General features: G+C 65.8%; 14 protein-coding genes, 1 tRNA gene and 1 pseudogene. 4 read left to right on the top strand and 12 right to left on the bottom strand.

What is annotated here, in order from left to right:
- Positions 1 to 72: 72 nt before the first annotated feature.
- The gene (locus QQK43_RS16015; protein WP_284308533.1) at positions 73 to 2187 is read left to right on the top strand and encodes a TonB-dependent receptor family protein; all 2115 of its coding nucleotides are present in this window, start codon (positions 73 to 75) and stop codon (positions 2185 to 2187) included.
- Positions 2188 to 2194: 7 nt separating this feature from the next.
- Here the strand turns inward: QQK43_RS16015 and QQK43_RS16010 are convergent, their stop codons facing one another.
- A complete protein-coding gene (locus QQK43_RS16010) occupies positions 2195 to 3157 on the bottom strand; it encodes an AEC family transporter (RefSeq protein WP_284308532.1) in 963 nt (320 codons plus the stop codon).
- 111 nt (positions 3158 to 3268) lie between these two features.
- On the opposite strand from QQK43_RS16010, the gene QQK43_RS16005 reads away from it, so the two are divergent.
- The 3 genes from QQK43_RS16005 (at position 3269) to QQK43_RS15995 (ending at position 7116) form a co-directional block, all read left to right on the top strand.
- Positions 3269 to 5326 carry an ATP-dependent helicase gene (locus QQK43_RS16005; protein ID WP_234267561.1) on the top strand — a complete coding sequence of 686 codons (2058 nt, stop codon included), beginning with the start codon at positions 3269 to 3271 and terminating at the stop codon, positions 5324 to 5326.
- Entirely contained in the window at positions 5323 to 5826 is a 504-nt protein-coding gene (locus tag QQK43_RS16000) for a hypothetical protein (RefSeq protein ID WP_284308530.1), read from the top strand. Before QQK43_RS16005 ends, QQK43_RS16000 begins: the two co-directional genes overlap by 4 nt.
- Before the next feature lie 279 nt (positions 5827 to 6105).
- Positions 6106 to 7116, top strand: coding sequence for a cytochrome-c peroxidase (locus tag QQK43_RS15995; protein ID WP_284308529.1), 1011 nt, complete (start codon positions 6106 to 6108; stop codon positions 7114 to 7116).
- 330 nt (positions 7117 to 7446) lie between these two features.
- On the opposite strand, the gene QQK43_RS15990 is transcribed toward QQK43_RS15995, so the two are convergent.
- The 11 genes and pseudogenes from QQK43_RS15990 to QQK43_RS15940 all read right to left on the bottom strand — a co-directional run bounded on the left by QQK43_RS15990 (position 7447) and on the right by QQK43_RS15940 (position 18432).
- Positions 7447 to 7932 (bottom strand): hypothetical protein, encoded by a 486-nt coding sequence (locus QQK43_RS15990; RefSeq protein WP_284308528.1) that lies wholly within the window; start codon positions 7930 to 7932, stop codon positions 7447 to 7449.
- 9 nt (positions 7933 to 7941) lie between these two features.
- Complete coding sequence (locus QQK43_RS15985; protein ID WP_284308526.1) at positions 7942 to 9054, bottom strand: HigA family addiction module antitoxin; 1113 nt, start codon at positions 9052 to 9054, stop codon at positions 7942 to 7944.
- A 16-nt stretch (positions 9055 to 9070) separates the two neighbouring features.
- The gene (locus QQK43_RS15980) at positions 9071 to 9367 is read right to left on the bottom strand and encodes a type II toxin-antitoxin system RelE/ParE family toxin (RefSeq protein ID WP_284308525.1); all 297 of its coding nucleotides are present in this window, start codon (positions 9365 to 9367) and stop codon (positions 9071 to 9073) included.
- Between the two features lie 317 nt (positions 9368 to 9684).
- A pseudogene (gene istB / locus QQK43_RS15975) lies at positions 9685 to 10499 on the bottom strand (IS21-like element helper ATPase IstB).
- On the bottom strand, positions 10492 to 12015 hold the full coding sequence (gene istA / locus QQK43_RS15970) for an IS21 family transposase (protein ID WP_284308524.1): 1524 nt from the start codon (positions 12013 to 12015) through the stop codon (positions 10492 to 10494). Before istA ends, istB begins: the two are co-directional and overlap by 8 nt.
- Positions 12016 to 12219: 204 nt before the next feature.
- Positions 12220 to 12295 (bottom strand) — tRNA-Phe (locus QQK43_RS15965).
- Positions 12296 to 12331: 36 nt separating this feature from the next.
- Positions 12332 to 13009 (bottom strand): response regulator, encoded by a 678-nt coding sequence (locus QQK43_RS15960; protein ID WP_234267468.1) that lies wholly within the window; start codon positions 13007 to 13009, stop codon positions 12332 to 12334.
- A gap of 29 nt (positions 13010 to 13038) precedes the next feature.
- Positions 13039 to 15285 (bottom strand): sensor histidine kinase, encoded by a 2247-nt coding sequence (locus tag QQK43_RS15955; RefSeq protein WP_234267469.1) that lies wholly within the window; start codon positions 15283 to 15285, stop codon positions 13039 to 13041.
- Positions 15286 to 15290: 5 nt separating this feature from the next.
- Complete coding sequence (locus QQK43_RS15950) at positions 15291 to 16016, bottom strand: DUF4390 domain-containing protein (RefSeq protein ID WP_284308523.1); 726 nt, start codon at positions 16014 to 16016, stop codon at positions 15291 to 15293.
- Positions 15988 to 17346: a 16S rRNA (cytosine(967)-C(5))-methyltransferase RsmB gene (rsmB, locus tag QQK43_RS15945; RefSeq protein WP_370465295.1), complete on the bottom strand. Its 1359-nt coding sequence runs from the start codon at positions 17344 to 17346 to the stop codon at positions 15988 to 15990. Before rsmB ends, QQK43_RS15950 begins: the two co-directional genes overlap by 29 nt.
- A 12-nt stretch (positions 17347 to 17358) precedes the next feature.
- Positions 17359 to 18432 (bottom strand): M48 family metalloprotease, encoded by a 1074-nt coding sequence (locus QQK43_RS15940; RefSeq protein ID WP_284308521.1) that lies wholly within the window; start codon positions 18430 to 18432, stop codon positions 17359 to 17361.
- Positions 18433 to 18434: the final 2 nt, after the last annotated feature.

Below are 18434 nucleotides of genomic sequence, written 5' to 3'. Positions count from 1 at the left end.
GCCGACGGCAGCGCCGCCCAGCGTCGCCCCGCGCACAAAAAAACCCCGGCCCAACTGTTTCCGGATCCGCCCATGACCCTGCCGACCCGCCACGCCTGCCCCTGGCTGACCACGCTGTGGGCGCTGACGCCGGGTCTCGTGGCGGCCCAGGCGGCGGCGCCCCAGGTTTTGCCCCAGACGCTGCCGGAAGTCGTGGTCAGCGCCAGCCGGCAGGCGCAACAGGCGTTCGACGCGCCGGCGTCGATCCAGGCCGTCGGGCAGGCCGAGATCGAGGCCGCCGGGCCGCGCGTGAACCTGTCGGAATCGCTGGTGCGCATCCCGGGCGTGGCCGCGCTGAACCGGCAGAACTACGCGCAGGACCTGCAACTGTCGATCCGCGGCGCGGGCGCACGCTCGCCCTTCGGCATTCGCGGCGTGCGGCTGATCGTCGACGGCATTCCCGCCAGCATGCCCGACGGGCAGGGGCAGGTCGCCACCGTGAGCCTGCCGTCGGCCGAGCGCATCGAGGTGCTGCGCGGCCCGCTGGCCCTGCTGTACGGCAACGCGGCGGGCGGCGTGGTGCAGGTGTTCACCGCCGATGGCCCGGCGCGGCCCGAACTGCGCGCCACCGTCGACACCGGCAGCGCGGGCCTGCGACGCCTCGGGCTGCAGGCGGCCGGGCAGACCGGTGCGCTCAACTACCGCCTGGACCTGAGCGACTTCCACACCGACGGCCTGCGCCCGCACAGCGCCGCCGAGCGCCAGCAGCTCAACGCCCGGTTGCGCTGGCAAGCCGGTGAACAGACCCGCCTGACGCTGGTGGCCAACACGTTCCGCCAGCCCTCGTCGGACGACCCGCTGGGCCTGACGCGCGCGCAGATGGCGGCCCAGCCGCGCCAGACCGACCCGCGCGCCGCCGAGTTCCAGACCGGCAAATCGGTGCGGCAGAACCAGCTGGGGCTGGTGATGGACCACCGCCTCGATGCCGCGAGCACGGTTTCGGCCTGGGTCTACGGCGGTCAGCGCACGCTCGACAACCGGCTGGCCATTCCGCTGGCCGCGCAACAACTGCCCAGCGCGGCCGGTGGCGTGGTGCGGCTGGACCGCGACTACCAGGGCCTGGGTCTGCGCGCCAGCCGGCGCCTGCCGGTGGGCGATGGTCAGGTGCTGGCCACGGTCGGCATCGACCACGACACCATGGACGAACACCGGCAAGGCTTCCTGAATCTGCAGGGCACCACCGGCGCGCTCAAGCGCGACGAAAACGGGCGCGCACGCAGCACCGGCGTGCACGCCCAGGCCGACTGGTCGATCAGCGAGGCCTGGAGCGCCGTCGCCGGCCTGCGTGCGCACCGCGTGCGCTTCGGCGTCGACGACCACTACATCCGCCCCGGCAACCCCGACGACAGTGGCCGCGTCGGCTACAGCGCCACCCACCCGGTCGTGGGCCTGACCCGCCACCTGAACGCCGACACCAACCTGTACGTGAACGCCGGCCGCGGCTTCGAAACCCCCACGCTGACCGAGATTGCCTACACACCGGCCGCCAGCGGCCCCAACCTGGCGCTGCGTCCGGCCCGCAGCACCCACCTCGAAGCCGGCCTGAAGATGCGGCTGGGCGCCGATCAGCGCCTGGACCTGGCGCTGTTCCGCCTTCACACCCGCGACGAAATCGTGGTCGCTGCCAGCAGCGGTGGCCGCACGCTCTACACCAACGCCGGGCGCACGCGCCGCCAGGGGCTGGAACTGGTGCACAGCGCGCAGTGGGGCCCCGCGTGGCGCACGCACGTGGCCCTGTCGACGTTGAGCGCCCGCTTCACCGACAGCTTTGCCGGCAGCGGTGGCAACCTGGTCGCGGCGGGCCGCCGCGTCCCCGGCGCGCTGGACCGCCTGCTGTTCACCGAACTGGCCTGGCAGCCGCGGCAGTGGCCAGGCTTCAGCGCCGCGCTGGAACTGGTGCACCAGGGCCGCATGGCGGTGGACGACCTCAACACCGACCGCACCGACCCGGCCACCCTGCTGCACCTGCGCCTGGGCTGGACACAGCGCCTGGGCGCCTGGCAGTTGCGCCAGACGCTGCGCATCGACAACCTGAGCGACCGTCGCTATGTGGGCTCGGTCATCGTCAACGACAGCAACCGCCGCTTCTTCGAGCCCGGCCCCGGGCGCCAGTGGAGCCTGGGTCTGAGCGCCGGCCACACCTTCTGAACGGGCCTCAGGTCAGCCAGGCCACCGCGGCGGAAAAGCTCAGGAAGGCCGCCGCCGTCGACACCAGGATGATGCGCGCAATGCGCCCGTTGTCGGCGCCCATGCGCTCGGCCAGCAGCGACACGTTGCTGGCACTGGGCAGGGCCGCCGTCAGCACCATCACCGTGAGCGCAAACCGGTCCAGCGGCACGCCCAGCGCGATGGCCGCGGAACCGGCCCCCAGCACCAGCAGCGGGTGCAGCACCAGTTTCATGAGCGCCACGGGCAGGTAGTCCGACACCGGCATCGGGTGGTTGGCCTGGATCTGCGAGCGCGCCAGCACCGCCCCGATGGTGAACAGCGCCACCGGCGACGCCGCGTCGGCCAGCAGCCAGACCGTTTTTTCCACCGGGCCGGGCAGTTGCCATTGCAGCGCCGACGCCAGCGCGCCCAGGCCGATGGCCCAGGGCATGGGGTTGGTGGCCACACCACGCAGCGCCTTGCGCGCGGCCACCACCATGGCCTGGCCGCCATGGCCTTCGCCCTCGTCCAGCCGCGACAGCGCCAGGCACAGCGAGCTGGTGACCACCATGTCCACCAGGATCAGCACGATCACCGGGCCCGCGGCGGCCTGCCCGAGCAGGGCCACCAGCAGCGGCACGCCCATGAAACCCGAATTGGGAAACGCCGCCACCAGCGCACCGAAGGCCGCGTCGTTCCAGCGGATGCGGGCGTTTTTTGTCAGCACGATGGCCAGTGCCACCATCACCAGCGCGCACAGCAGGTAGACCCCGACCACCGACAGATCGAGCAGTTGCGCGATCGGCGTGGTCGAGCCAAAGCGGTACAGCATGCATGGCAGGGCAAAGAACAGCACGAAGGCGTTCAGGCCCGGGATCGCCTCCAGCGGCAGCAGACGCCGCCGCGCCGCCAGAAACCCGGCAAGCACCAGCGCGAAAAAGGGGAAGGTGACGAGGAGGATTTGCAGCACGGTGCGCGATTGTCTCAGTTGGCCGACCGGCAGGCGGGGCCGGGCCCGAAACCGGCCACCGGCAGGGCCTGCGGGTGGCCGTTATCATTTGCCGCTTCGTCCATTCCTGCCATGTCTGCCGGTCTCAACCTCGCCCAGCTCGATGCCGTGAACCACCTGGCTGGCCCCAGCCTGGTGCTGGCCGGCGCCGGATCGGGCAAGACCCGCGTGATCACGCACAAGATCGCGCGCCTGATCCAGGCCGGTCTGGCTGCCGACCGCATCGCGGCCATCACCTTCACCAACAAGGCCGCCGCCGAAATGCGCGAACGCGCGGGCCAACTGGTGGGGCGCGATGCGCGCAAGGTGCTGATCTGCACCTTCCACGCGCTGGGCGTGCGCCTGCTGCGCGAAGACGGGCAGGTGCTGGGGCTGAAGCCGCAGTTCTCCATCCTCGATACCGACGACATCACCAGCCTGCTCAAGGACTGTGGCGGCACCACCGACGCCAACACCGCGCGCGCCTGGCAATGGACCATCAGCGCCTGGAAGGGCGCCGGCATGAGCGCCGCCGACGCGATCCGGCAGGCCAAGGACGAAAGCGAACGCCAGACCGCCGCCATCATGGCGCGCTATGAAGAGCGCCTGACGGCCTACCAGAGCGTTGATTTCGACGACCTGATCCGCCTGCCGCTCAAGCTGCTGGGCGAACACGCCGAAGTGCGCGAGAAGTGGCAGAAAAAGCTCGGCCACGTGCTGGTCGACGAATACCAGGACACCAACGCCACCCAGTACGAGCTGCTCAAGCTGCTGGTGGGCGAACGCGCGCGCTTCACCGCCGTGGGCGACGACGACCAGTCCATCTACGGCTGGCGCGGCGCCACGCTGGACAACCTCAAGAAGCTGCCGATCGACTTTCCGCAGCTGCGCGTGATCAAGCTGGAGCAGAACTACCGCTCCACCAGCGCCATCCTGCGCGCGGCCAACAACGTCATCGGCCCCAACCCCAAGCTGTTCCCCAAGACGCTGTGGAGCGACCTGGGCGAAGGCGAGCCGGTGCGTGTGGTCGCGGCCGACAACGAAGAGCACGAGGCCGAGCGCGCCGTAGCGCGCCTGCAGAGCCTGCGCGCCAGCAGCCCGCACAAGGAATGGCGCGATTTCGCCATCCTCTATCGCGCCAACCACATGGCGCGCAGTTTCGAACAGGCGCTGCGCCGCGCGCAGATCCCCTACAAGGTGTCGGGCGGCCAGAGCTTCTTCGACAAGGCCGAAATCCGCGACCTGTGCGCCTGGCTGCGCCTGCTGGTCAACAACAACGACGATCCGGCCTTCCTGCGCTCGGCCACCACGCCCAAACGCGGCATCGGCCACACCACGCTGGGGCAGTTGGGCACCTTTGCCACGCAGTACAAGCTCAGCCTTTTCGAGGCGCTGTTCTCGCATTCGCTGCCGAGCGCGGTGAACGCGCGCGCGATCACCACGCTGCACGAGTTCGGCCGCGCGGTGAACGACCTGGAGTACCGCGCCCGCCACACGGTCGGCCACGAAGCCGCGCGCGCCTTCCTCACGGAATGGCTCAAGGACATCGGCTACGAACAGCACCTCTACGACAGCGAAGACAACGAAAAGATCGCCGCCGCGCGCTGGACCAACGTGCTGGACTTCTGCGACTGGGTCGCCGGGCGCTGCGGCGGCCAGATCGCCGACGAGGCCGGCGCCCAGGTAGAAACCGAGCGCAAGAGCCTGCTCGAAGTGGTGCAGACCATCGCACTGATCTCCACGCTGAGCGAGCGCGAGCAGGACCAGAACGTGGTCACCCTCTCGACCCTGCACGCCTCCAAGGGCCTGGAATGGCCACACGTGGTGCTGGTGGGCGTGAACGAAGGCCTGCTGCCCTTCAAGACCGACGACGCCGACAGCGACCTCAGCGCCGAGCTGCTGGCGCAGCGCGTGCAGGAGGAACGGCGCCTGATGTATGTGGGCATCACGCGCGCCCAGCGCACGCTGGCGGTGAGCTGGCTCAAGCGCCGCAAGAAGGGCCGCGAAAGCGTGCCCGGAACGCCCAGCCGCTTCATCCAGGAAATGGCGCTGGACCAGGCCACCGTGAAGGAAGACCCGCGCGAAAAGCTGCGCGCGCTGCGCGCCGAATTCGCCCAGCGCGCCACCGCAGCCCCCCCCAACCCCGCATGAACCGCCCGCCCGCCCGCACCGCCTTGAGCGCCCCGCGCCTCGCCAGCCTGCTGCTGGCCACGCTGTTCACGGTCGCCACTCCACCGCTGCAGGCCCAGCCTGCGGCAACGGACACGCCCGCCTGCACGCAGGATCTGCCGCCCGCCCGCCTCTACGGTTTCTGGGAACTGCACCTGTGGCCGGCCGACGGCAGCCCCGACCAGCCCGTGTCGACCGGCGCCGTGCTGTTCGAGCCGCACCCCGAATACCCCGGCAGCTTGCGGGGCAGCCTGAGCCGCAGCGCACCGGGCAACGACCGCAAGGCCTTCGTGTCCGGCGACGTCGAGGACGGCGAGTTCAACCTCGATGAATCGGCCGATGGCGTGGCCATGGATGCGGTCTGGGTGGGCGCACCGCGCGACTGTGGGCGCGAGCTCGCCGGCGACCGCCTGCCCGCCGAAGGTCGCGCAGCCAGCGAGCCGGTGCTGCGCTTTTTGTTGCGCCGACGCCCCGGCTGGTAAGCGCGGCCAGCGCGCGGCACCTGCCGCCGCGCCCAACCCGCCGGGCGCCTGCCCTGGCGGGCTCCCTACCCGCTCTGACCGAAGACCCCGATAGCCTTAAGGCTATTTAAGCCATAGCTCCTGCCTATCGGCTTCCGGGCACGGCATTGATCCGGGTCAACTGCGCCCCGCATCGCGACCCGCACCATGGGCCCGTCAACCGCCCCGTCTGCAGAAACTCACGCCGCCACGCGGGCACCGACGCACCCGAAGTCAATGCCAACAGAAAGTGAGTAACCCATGAGAACCTCGATCCGCTGGACCCTCTGCGCCTTGGCCGCAGCGACCGCCTGCGCCACCGGCACCGCCTTCGCCCAGAAGCGCACCGACGAACCGGTCCAGACCATCCCGGCCATCCGCAACCTCGACCCCGCCATGGTGGAACTGGGCAAGAAGCTGTTCTTCGACCCCCGCCTGTCCAAGTCCGGCTTCATCTCGTGCAACTCGTGCCACAACCTGAGCATGGGCGGCTCGGACAACCTCAAGACCTCCATCGGCCACAACTGGCAGCAAGGCCCGATCAACTCGCCCACCGTGCTCAACTCCAGCCTCAACCTGGCGCAGTTCTGGGACGGCCGCGCGGCCGACCTGAAGGCGCAGGCCGGTGGCCCGATCGCCAACCCCGGCGAAATGGCGTTCACCCACGAGCTGGCCATCGACACGCTCAAGTCCATTCCGGGCTACGTGAACGAGTTCAAGCAGGTCTTCAAGCACGACAAGCTGAGCATCGACGAAGTCACCACCGCCATCGCCGCGTTCGAAGAGACCTTGGTCACCCCCAACTCGCGCTTCGACCGCTGGCTGGATGGTGACAACAAAGCGCTGTCCAAGGACGAGCTCGCCGGCTACACCCTGTTCAAGGAAAGCGGCTGCGTGGCCTGCCACAACGGCCCCAACCTCGGCGGCAATTCCTTCCAGAAGATGGGCCTGGTGCAACCGTACAAGACCGCCAGCACCGCCCAGGGCCGGGTCGAAGTCACCGGCAAGGACGCCGACCGCCTGAACTTCAAGGTGCCGACGCTGCGCAACGTGGAGCTGACGTATCCGTACTTCCACGACGGCGAAGCCCCGACCCTGACCATGGCGGTCGACCTGATGGGGCGCCTGCAGCTGGGGCGCGAATTCACCCAGGATGAAAACGCCAAGATCGTCGCCTTCCTCAAGACCCTGACCGGCCAGCAACCGCAGATCGGCATGCCGATCCTGCCGCCTTCGACCGACAAGACCCCGAAGCCGCGGCCGTTCGACTGAAGCCCTGGCAGCTGCATGCGTCACGCATACAGCGTGGCGCGTCCCACAAACAACCGGCCTTCGGGCCGGTTGTTTGTGGGGCACCACGTTGCAGAACAACGCACAAAGAAAAAGCCCCGAGGCCTGAACTTCGGGGCTTTGACTACCGGCAGATGCCGGGCTTTGACTTGGTGGCCTGGGGCGGAATCGAACCACCGACACGCGGATTTTCAATCCTTACCCAGGACCAGCTATGGAGCTGCATTATCCACCAGATCAAGCACTTACGGCAGCGACGGCCGCTTTGAACATGCATATTCCAGCTTCACGGTTGACACTTGGTCGACTCGCTTACGCTGCCTTACGCCCCTGAAACGGCAACTGCAGTTCTTCCACGTCGTAAGTGAAGTCAAGAATCAGCTGAATGGGCTGTTCGTTCGGTGACTTGTCGTTGTAGACGTCAACATCAGTCTTCAGCTGGAAGCAGTCTCCCACTATCTGCTGGCGCCTCTGTGCAAACGAGCGCACAAAATGACTGCGCGGAGCAGACACGTCATCAATGTCTGCCCACAGCGACATTGTTTTTTCCCCGCGCTTCTCTCGAACAGCGTGCTTCGCACGATACCGCTGCCCCTTTCGATCAGTTCTGTACTCTTCTCGAAATACTTGCGATATATCAGCAGCAATTGCGTCAATTACTGTTCGGAGAGTGGGTTTGTGGAGCCCATTATCGTATGCCCATTTTGCGACAGCATGCGGATCTATCAATCCGTCACTCCCATGCTCCGCCTGATACCGCTCCACATAGGCCTTAACTTGATTAGCGTAAGCCGACATATATACCTCTCAGTCCGAAGAAACACGCCACCCATCCACATCAGCGAACGGAATAAGCGAAGATCGAATTTTTACCTGATGCCTTTTAAGAAGATCATTCCTTCCAAGGCGGCGATTCAATTGACCAACAACCAACCCAGGATGCAACCCCAACCGCTGTGCAAAAAGCAAGACGCGCTGCTCAGAAAAATACGGTTGAACACGCGCAATAAAATCATCCATCTGCAATCGAGGTGTACAAAAGTTTGCCGCAGCCTCATTCGCTAAGATTTCCGCTTTTGAAGTACTCACGGCTGCCCCACCGACATCAGTGTCGATCACACCACCGTCTTTTCCATCCCCGTTCAAAACATGCTCGATCTCATGACGAAGCACAAACCAAAAATTATCAATACGATCAAACCGAAGAGACATCCCGATGACGGGACAATCGTCAGATAACCAGAGACAAGCACCATCAATTTTCGAACCAGGCAGCGCCTCTACAAACACGACCCGTACACCCGCATCATTCAAGATACGAGACACATGTCGAGCCTCTTCAGGCGCAGAGAGAAGCGCGGAAAGTTTCGACACTGCCGCGATCAAGTTGTCCCGACTGTAACTACCCACTACTTGTTGCTTAGCCAAGGCTCGAACACGAAACAACCAAGCCAACTGCAACATTGAAGGAGGCACATCCTCCCCTGTTTTTCGCGCAGCATGCGAAAGGCTTGGCTCCATATCGATGGACTTCAGCTCAAAGAATTCACAGAAGCGCTGCTCCAAAACGTCAAGGTTCTCACTTGCCTTTATCCAGCCCCGCAAAACCATCTCGCGGACAGGAAATCGACTATACAAAACGGCGCGGCGCGCGACACTTTCATCAGCAGGCTTCACCTTGGAGAGCTGGTAAAGGGACTCAAGATTCATCCAATATTCCGCCCCAGTCCCAAACGCCTCTCCCAGCCCTTTTGCCGTTTCAGGCGTAATGCTCCGTTTTCCAGAAATAATTTCACTAATCAAGCGAGGGGGGCGACCCAAGATATCAGCCAACTCTTGCTGACTCCACTCCCTGGAGTCTAATTCTTCACGAAGAAATTCTCCTGGTGGAAAAACTTCAACAGGCACCCTTGCATTCATCTCTATCTCCAATTTCTTAATGATAGTCAACTATCTCAACGATTCCAACCACTTTGCAGGGGTGCTCACCTCGCATCTCAACGATTAAGCGCCACTGCGAATTTAGTCGCATTGAGTGTTGACCTTCTCGATCCCCTTTTAGTTTTTCAAAGTGCAATGACTTCAAGGCATAGAAAGTACGCTCATCAGGTGCAGCCCTAATTTGCTGCAACCGCCGCCTATATGCACTGACAATATCCTGCGAGAAGCCCCCATTAAAGTTGGCATCTACTTCCAAGCGGTCTAGCTCTTTGTCATCAAACTCAACTAGCATGAGGTGAGTATATGGGAGGATCCTCCAGAAGTAAAGTCCATCTTTACACCAAGTGTAAAGATGGACTTTCAGAGATCTTGATGCGCCCATGCTGGTGTCCGGGCTACGCTACAAACCGGCTCAGGCCGGTTTGCTTCACGCTACCGGCCCCCTCGGACAGTCCCCCAGACTGTCCGACCGCTACATGGGCTCAAACTGCACCAGTGCACGCACACGCAAAATGTCTCCAGGCGCGAGCCCTCCCCTGTTGATTCACGAGCACAACTGAGCCAGCGATCACGTCCAATACTGAGCCACTGGGTTGATGGATGTTCTGGCTACTCGGTTGTGGATAAGTCTATCGGGTCTGCTGGTTTTCGATCTCCTTTCTGAGCTTTGCTGCGTTGTTTTGACGGTGCCGCGCCAGCGGCACTGGAATGCCGGAATCGCCAGCTCTCATTGCCCGTCTCCACGATGTGGCAGTGGTGCGTGAGACGGTCGAGCAAGGCGGTGGTCATCTTGGCGTCGCCGAAGACGCTGCTCCACTCCGAGAAGGTCAGGTTGGTGGTGATCACCACGCTGGTTCGCTCGTAGAGCTTGGAGAGCAGGTGGAACAGCATGGCACCACCCGACTGCGTGAACGGCAGATAGCCCAGCTCATCCAGGACTACGAGGTCGACGTACATCAGGCGGTGCGCCAGTTGACCGGTCTTGTTCTGCGCCTTCTCCAGCTCCAGGGCATTGACCAGCTCCACCGTAGAGAAGAAGCGCACCCGCTTGCCATGCATGCGGATGGCCTCGATCCCCAGGCTTGTGGCCAGGTGCGTCTTTCCGGTACCGGGGCCGCCGACCAGCACCACGTTGTGCGCCGATTCCAGGAAGCGAAGGGTGTGCAGCTGACGTACCAGCGCCTCATCGAGCGGCGTATGGGTGAAGTCAAAGCCAGCGAGATCGCGGTGGGAGGGGAAGCGCGCCACGCGCATCTGGTAGGCCATGGAGCGCACCTCACGCTGCGCGGTCTCGGCCTTGATGAGCTGGTGCAACACCGCCTCATGATCGAGCGATTTCATGCGGGCGGACCCAGCACCTCCGGCCAGGCACTGGCCATGCCGTGCAGGCCCAGCGACTTGAAGGCATCAATGACGTCATGCATGGCCGGACTCCGGTGCTGCCTCGGGCTGGGCGTGGCGCAGTGCGTCGTAGCGCTGCAGGTTGGCCAGTGGCGGGGTGTTGAGCGTGAGCAGGGTGGCCGCTGGCGGCTCAGGGGTGCGCTGCTCCTTCAGGCGTGAGAGCACGTTGAGCACGTGCTCGGCACTCACCCGCCCGGACTGCAGCGCCAGCTCCACGGCCACCAGCACGGTCTCCAACCCGTGAAGGCTCACCCCCATGAGCACCTGCGCCATGATCCTGTCGCCCCCGCTGTGGCGCAGCAACTGGCGCTGCAGCTCCTGCAGCGGCTCGGGCATGGTCTTGAAGGGGGCACCGTTGCGCAACGCGCCTGGCTTGCGCTCGATCAGCGCGATGTAATGCATCCAGTCGTACAGCGTCTGATCGCGCTCGAAGCTGCGCGTCAGGTGCACCTGGCGCCCGTCAGACCCGACCACCAGCAGGCCATCCGGGTAGGCCCGCAGACTGACCACCGCGTGGATCCATTCACACGGCACGCTGTAGCGGTTGCGCTGGAAGTGGATCAGCGAGGTGGCAGAGACCCGCACCGGCTGCTCCACATAGCCATCAAACGCGCGGGGGTTGGGCATGAGGCGTGCCCGTTCGTCCTGCCAGACGTCGGCCACCGTGAGCTGCGCCCATTCAGGATGGGCCATCTCACTCCAGGCTTTCACACACGCCTGTTCCAGCCAGTCGTTGAGCTCGCCCAACGTTGACCAGCGCCGCTCACTGGCCTCTCGCCAGATGTCCTTGCGCCGATCCTGCACGTTCTTCTCCACAACCCCTTTCTCCCAGCCGGCGGCGCGGTTGCAGAACTCCGGCTCGAACAGGTAGTGCCCGGTCATGGCCTCAAAGCGCGCGTTGACGCTGCGCTGTTTGCCCTGGCCGACCTTGTCCACAGCGGTCTTCATGTTGTCGTAGATGCCCCGCCGGGGCACGCCACCAAAGAGGGCAAAGGCGCGGGCGTGCGCATCGAACAGCATCTCATGCGCCTGGCTGTAGTACGCCACCAGGCAGAAGGCTCGACTGGCCGCCAGCTTGGTGTGCGCCACCTCCAGGCGTCGGCGCAGTCCACCGATGAAGAGGTACTCGCAGCTCCAGTCGAACTGGAACGCCTCACCCAGCTCAAAACTCAGCGGCACAAACCCCGCGCCGCGCGCCGCGTTGCCTTGCTCTTGCTGCCAGCGCTGGGCAAAGGTGTACACCGGACCTCGGCTACCGCTGTAGCCCTGTGCGCGCAGCGCTTCGAACATAGCCTTGATCCCGCGCCTATCCCGCTTGCTGCGGTGGCTATCGGCCTTGAGCCACTGGCTCAACTGCTCCTTGTAGAGGTCCAGAATGCTCGCGCCCGCCACCCGCTGCGGGTACCGAGGCTCGGCCATCTGACCCTCTTTGAGCCACTTGGTGGCTGTGTTGCGCGAGATGCCCAGCCGCCGGCTGGCCTCGCGCACCGACACGTCCTGCCTCAGCACGAGGCGGCGCAACTTACTCAATGTGCTCACGTTGATCACTCCTGCTCCCCCGTGCTGAAAAATTCAGCAGGATAGAGCCGCAACGTGGCTCAAATTTCAACGTGAATGCGTTCCGAAATGGCCCAGTTTTGGAAATGAATCAACACCCTCTGGCGCGGTTGACACTTGGTTGACACCACAAAGAAAAACGGGCTACGCCGTTGAGCGTAACCCGTTGATTTCTTTGATGAATTCTGGTGGCCTGGGGCGGAATCGAACCACCGACACGCGGATTTTCAATCCGCTGCTCTACCAACTGAGCTACCGGGCCTAGAGAAATGGAATTATAGCATCTTCTGAAGCGGTTTCAGGCCGTGCTGCGTTTGCTGCGTGCCAGATCGACGCCCAGCTGCTTGAGCTTGCGGTAGAGGTGCGTGCGCTCCAGCCCGGTTTTCTCGGCCACACGGGTCATGGAGCCGGACTCCTTGGCCAGGTGGTATTCGAAGTAAGCCTTTTCGAAGCCATCACGCGCCTCGCGCAACGGGCCTTCCAGGTTGAACGACTGCAGGGGCAGCGGACCCAGATCGAGCACGGGCTCGGGCAGGGTGCCCCCCGTCATCGCGGCTTCCACGGTCAGCTCCACCACCGGGGCTGCTTTGGGCTGTGCCCCCGCCTTGGGCGCGGACCGGTTCAGGCCCTGGTCCACCGCTTTCAGCAGTTTTTGCAGCGTGATGGGTTTTTCCAGGAAGGCCGTGGCACCGATGCGGGTGGCCTCCACCGCCGTGTCGATGGTGGCGTGGCCGCTCATCATGATGACCGGCATGCTCAGCAAGCCCGCGCTGGCCCACTCCTTGAGCAGGCTCACCCCATCCGTGTCGGGCATCCAGATGTCGAGCAACACCAGATCGGGGCGCAGCTGGCTGCGCACCTGGCGCGCCTGCGCGGCGTTTTCGGCCAGTTCGACCGTGTGTCCTTCATCGTTGAGGATTTCCGAGAGCAGGTCCCGGATGCCCAACTCGTCGTCGACGACCAGAATCGTTGCCATGCGAGCGTGTCTTCCCTTCGCAAATGTTGTCAATTAGCAACTGCGAATGATAACGACACTTGCGCCCCCACCACTTTGCCGTCGATCAATCGGTTGCCCACGTCGACGCGCCCCCCGTGTTCGTCCATGATTTTTTTCACCACGGCCAGGCCCAGACCAGTGCCTTTGGCCTTGGTGGTGACATAGGGTTCGAAGGCGCGTTTGAGAATGGGCTCGGCAAACCCGGGCCCCTCGTCCAGCACGGACAGCCGCACCCAGGCGCCCGAATCCGAACGGCGCGTGCGCACCAGCACCGAGGCCTGCGCATGGCCGGCCATGGCATCCTGCGCGTTCTGCACCAGGTTGTGCAGCACCTGGCGCACCTGCTGGGCGTCGGCCAGCACGGGCGGCAGGTCGGGCGCCAGTTCGCGGTGCACCGGCACCGCGGCGTTGTCGTAAAGACTGAGCACGTCCTTGAGCAGCGCATTGAGGTCCAGCGGCACGAGCTGTGCGGCTGGCAGCCGCGCAAAGTCGCGGAATTCGTTGACCAGGCGCTTCATCGCATCCACCTGGTCGACGATGGTGCGCACGGATTTGTCGAGGATGGCCTGCTCGGCCGGCTGCACCTTGCCGTCGAGCTTCATCGCCAGTCGCTCTGCCGACAGCTGGATGGGGGTGAGCGGGTTCTTGATTTCGTGTGCGAGCCGCCGGGCCACCTCGCCCCAGGCCTTCGCACGCTGCGCGGACACCATCTCGGACACGTCGTCGAACACCAGCAGGCGCTCGCCATTCGGCAGCATCGCTCCGCGGGCAATGAGCGTGATGCCTTGCTGGAACGGGGTCTGCCCGTCGGCGGTCAGCTCGAAGGACTGCTGCCAGTGCCCGCCATCGTGCTCGTCAGCGCGCAGGCGCTCGAACTGCTGCAGCACCCCTTCGGCCAGCGGTTCGAGCCCGGGCAGGTTGGCCAGCGGCTGCCCGATGTAGGGGGCCAGGGACAGGTGCAGGATGCGTTCGGCACCCGGGTTGACGCTGTGGATGCGGGCCAGGTCATCGAGCACGACGACGCCCGCCGTCAGGTTGTCCAGGATGGTCTGAAGGTTCTCGCGCGCGGCGTCCACCTGCGCCATGCTGTGCTGCACCGCGGCCCGCGCATCGGCCAGATCGATGGTCATGTGGGCGAAGGTGCGGGTCAGGCCGGCAAGTTCGTCGCGCGACGTCAGCGCCGTCTTGGGCCGCAGGTCGCCCGCGGCCACTTCGCGCATGCCCTCGGCCAGCACCAGCAGCGGCCGCACGATCTGGTTGCCCAACAACACGGCAATGAGCACGGCGCCGAACACCGCCAGGAACAGTGTCAGGGTCAGCGTGCCGATGTACATGCCACGCAGGCCCTGCCTGGCCAGGGCACGCTCCTGGTACTCGCGGTTCGCCACTTGCACGGCCAGCGCGTCGGTCACCAAGGCGCTGGGCAGTGGCGCGATCACCTGCAGAAAGCGGGGCTCGGCGCTGAAGCCGAAGGCCGACGACGGCACCAGCGCCAGCACCTGCACCCGTGCACGGCTGGCCGAACCGCCCTCGACATCGACGCCCTCCTCCAGCCCTTCGATCTGGGTCAGCACGCGCGAACTGCGCACAGTGCGCAACTGTGCCAGCGACGGGCGGTCGGGGCTGAGGTCGTATCGCGACGTGCCCGCGCTGGCCAGGGATTGCCCGGTCGCGCTCCAGAGCAGCACGTCGGAAGCCGACAGCTGCTGGCGCAAACGCTCCAGCAGCAGCACCGCCGAAGCATCGGGCACGCGCACGAGGTCCTCGGCCGCCAGCCGGGTCTTGGCGCTCAGGTCTGCAGACAGGGTGTCCAGCGCCGTGCGGCCAAGATTGAGCCCGGCGGCCAATGCCGACTCGACCCGCACATCGAACCAGCTTTCGATGGATCGCGACACGAACTGGTAGGACACGGTGTAGATCAGCAGGCCCGGCAGAAAGCCCACCACCGTGAAAATCGCCGCCAGCTTGGCCAGCAGCCGGCTGCCGAACTTGCCCCGCCGCCAGCGTGCGGTCAGGCGCACCACCAGCCAGAGAATGACCAGCAACAGCAGGCTGGCCACCCCCACGTTCACCCCCACCAGCCAGGCAAAATGCCGTTCGTAGAGTTCGCTGTTGCGCGTTGCCAGGGTGAGCAGAAACAGCAGCACCATGGTCAACCCGGCCATGAAGACCAGGGCTGTCACCAGCGCCCAGCGCGCCTGGCGCCGCCGGTGGAGATCGGCGGCGAGGGCTTCCGATTCGGTTGATCGCTGCATGGCCCTCAGCGCGGCGCGCCGCTGCTCTCATCCGCCGCTTCACCGCTGTCCTCACCCGGCTCGGCGGCCTTGGGGTCATGGGCGCTCGGGGTGGGGATTTCCACTTCGCGGCGGATGTCGATCACCCAGTCTTCCTGGTTGGCAATACCCAGTTGGAAGGGCCGCGGCAACAGCGAGGGGTCGAGCCGGAAGCGCCACTCCACGAGGTGCGAACCCCCATCGGCCAGTTGCACCGCGTTGGCCACCGTCCAGTGGGTCATGCGGCTGATGCTGGCCAGCGCAGTTTCCAGGCTGTCGTGGTTCTGGTGCAGGGCATAGGGCAGGCTGGCGCCCGCCCCGCCACCCACTTCGTTGGACACACTCAGTCGCCAGCGCCGCGTCAGCGGCTGATAGGCCAGGCGCAGCACCCGTGTGGCCCGCGACACCCGTTTGTTGGTCCAGTACCACCGCTCGCGGAACACCTCGGCCTGCCAGACAAAATACAAAGGCACCCCGCGGTGCAGCACATCTTCGACGGCCGGCGTCAGTTCCAGCCCCAGTCGCACGGTGAGCTGCACAGCGTCGGCCGTGCGCCGCAGCTGGAACTGCTGCAACTCGGGCTCGCGCGCCAAGGCTGGTGCCGCGCCCAGCGCCCACCAGAGCAGGCCGAGCGCCAGCCAGCACAGCCAGACGGGAACGCCAACGGCATGGCCGCGCACCGGCTCAGGGCGCGCGCTTGTCCAGCCGGGCATAGAAAAATCCGTCTTGTCCACCAGAAGGATTGTCGGCGAACTCCCCGTTCCGGCCGGCATTTCCGGGCAACAGATGACCAGGGGCAGGCCCCGCTACGGCGTCGCTGTGGCGCGCAAGGAACGCCGCCACCTGCGACGCCCCTTCGGCCCGGAAGACCGAGCAGGTGGCATACAGCAGCCGCCCCCCGGGCTTGAGCAAGGGCCAGAGCGCCTCCAGCAAGGTCTGCTGGATCTGCGCCAGCTGTTCCACATCACCGGGACGGCGCAGCCAGCGCACGTCGGGATGGCGGCGCACGATGCCCGACGCGGTACAGGGCGCGTCCAGCAGGATGGCGTCGAAAGGCAGGCCGTCCCACCAGTCGGCGGGCCGGCCGGCGTCGGCGGCCTTGACCTCGGCCACCAGCCCCAGGCGCTGCAGATTCTCGCGAATGCGCTCGCAGCGGCGGGCATCCACGTCCAGCGCCAGCAGATCGAGATCGGCGTGCTCAAGCAGATGGGCGGTTTTCCCTCCGGGGGCGGCACAGGCGTCGAGCACCCGATCGGCCGGGCTCCAAGTGCGACCGGCCAGCAGCAGGGGCGCAGCCATCTGGGCCGCCGCGTCCTGCACCGCAAACCAGCCTTGCTCGAAGCCCGGCAAGGCCGACACCGGCCGGGCATCCAGCAGTTCGAGCCCGTCTTCGCCCACCACCCGCGACGCCAGGCCTTGCTCGGTCAACCGTTGCTGGTAGTCGCTGCGAGCGATCCGGCGCCGATTGATCCGCAAGGTCATGGGCCCCGGCCGGTTGTTGGCGGCCAGCACGGCCTCCCAGCCGTCCGGGTGGTCGGTTCGCAGGCGATCGATCCACCACGCCGGGTGGTTCCACCGGGCCACCGGTTGCTTCTGGAGACGCACCAGCAGTTCGCTCCGCTCGCGCAGCCAGCGGCGCAGCACCGCGTTGACAAAACCCGCCGCGCGTTGCGTCCCCCGGCTCAGCTTGGCGGCCTCGACCGCCTGATCGACCACCGTGTGGGGGGCATAGCTCGCACCCGGCGTGGGCTCATCGCTCACCAGCAGCGCCAGCGCGCTGTGCAGCAGCGCTTGCACCGGCGCTTCGGGCTTGCGCGGTGCCAGCGCCTGCAAGGCAGCTCGCGCCGCACCCAGATGGCGCAGCACATGAAAAGCCAGCGCCTGCACGCCGGGCCGCAAAGCTTCCGGGACGCGCGGCAAGGCATCCCCCAGCGACTGCCCTTTTTCGACCGCCCGCACGCAGTCCGCGGCATGGCGCAACTGGACGGCCAGCGTCGGCGCCAAAGACGGGGAAGCGGTCACCACCGATGAATGCACAGACAAGCTTGAAACCCCTCAAACAATGCGCCAGCCGGAGGCATCGCCAGCGGGCACCGTCGCGGGCACCGCCTCCGGCGTGGCCACTGGCGGCCTTTCATCCGGCCGCGTCAGGGGCATGGGCCCCATGCTGCGGCCATACAACCGACGCACACGCTCGGCCAGCGGCGGATGGGCGTCGAGCCAGCCGGCCATCCGCCCCGTCTCGTCGCCCACCAGCAGCAGATGCTGCACGAGGGAGTCCGTGGCCGGCAGCGCCAACCCGTCCAGGCGCTGCCGCCAGACCTTGCGCAGCACACCGCCCAGCCCGTCCCGGCTGCGGGTCCACTGCACCGCGCGGGCGTCGGCCAGGAATTCGCGCTGTCGCGACACGGCCGCCTGCAGAACGTGCCCGGCCAGCCAGCCGAGCCAGCCGGCGGCCATCAGCGCCAGACCGAGTGGCACCAGCAGCGACCGGCGCCCCAACTCGTCGGGCTCTGCCAGGGTCTGCCCCATGCGCCAGATCATCTCCAGCCCGAACACCATGCCGATCAGGCGCATGTTCAGGCGCGTATCGCCTTCGCGGATGTGGCTGAACTCGTGCGCCACCAAGCCTTGCAGTTCCTCGCGCGAGAGGTGGTCGAGCGCCCCGCGCGTCACCGCCACCACCGCGTCACGCTGGTCCCAGCCTGTCGCGAACGCGTTGATCCCGCCATCGCGCGCCACCACCATGACAACCGGCCGGTCCATGCCCGACGCAATCGCCATTTCATCGGCGATGTGGGCCAGACGGTGCTCGTCGAAATCGCTGCCCGGCTGGAGCGGGCGGGCGCCCATGCGCTCGGCCAGCCACTGCGCCCCACCATGGCTCAACCGCGAGGACTCGACCCACCAGCCGCCCAGCACAAACAGCAGGGTGACACCGGTATTGACCGCAAAGAAGTGCCGCGGATACCCCAAGGAGACCGGTACCCAGAAGGCCCAGGTGATGCCCCAGGCCAGCGCCAGCGCCGCATTGACCGCCAGCACCAGCAGCAAGACCGTCAGCAGGAACGCCAGCAGCAATTGCCGGGTACGCGCGCGCGCTTCGCGCTGGGATTCGAAAATCAGCACCC

Source organism: Hydrogenophaga electricum (assembly GCF_030160815.1).
Classification (GTDB): domain Bacteria; phylum Pseudomonadota; class Gammaproteobacteria; order Burkholderiales; family Burkholderiaceae_C; genus Hydrogenophaga; species Hydrogenophaga electricum.
This window is presented reverse-complemented; position numbering and strand designations above follow the sequence as displayed.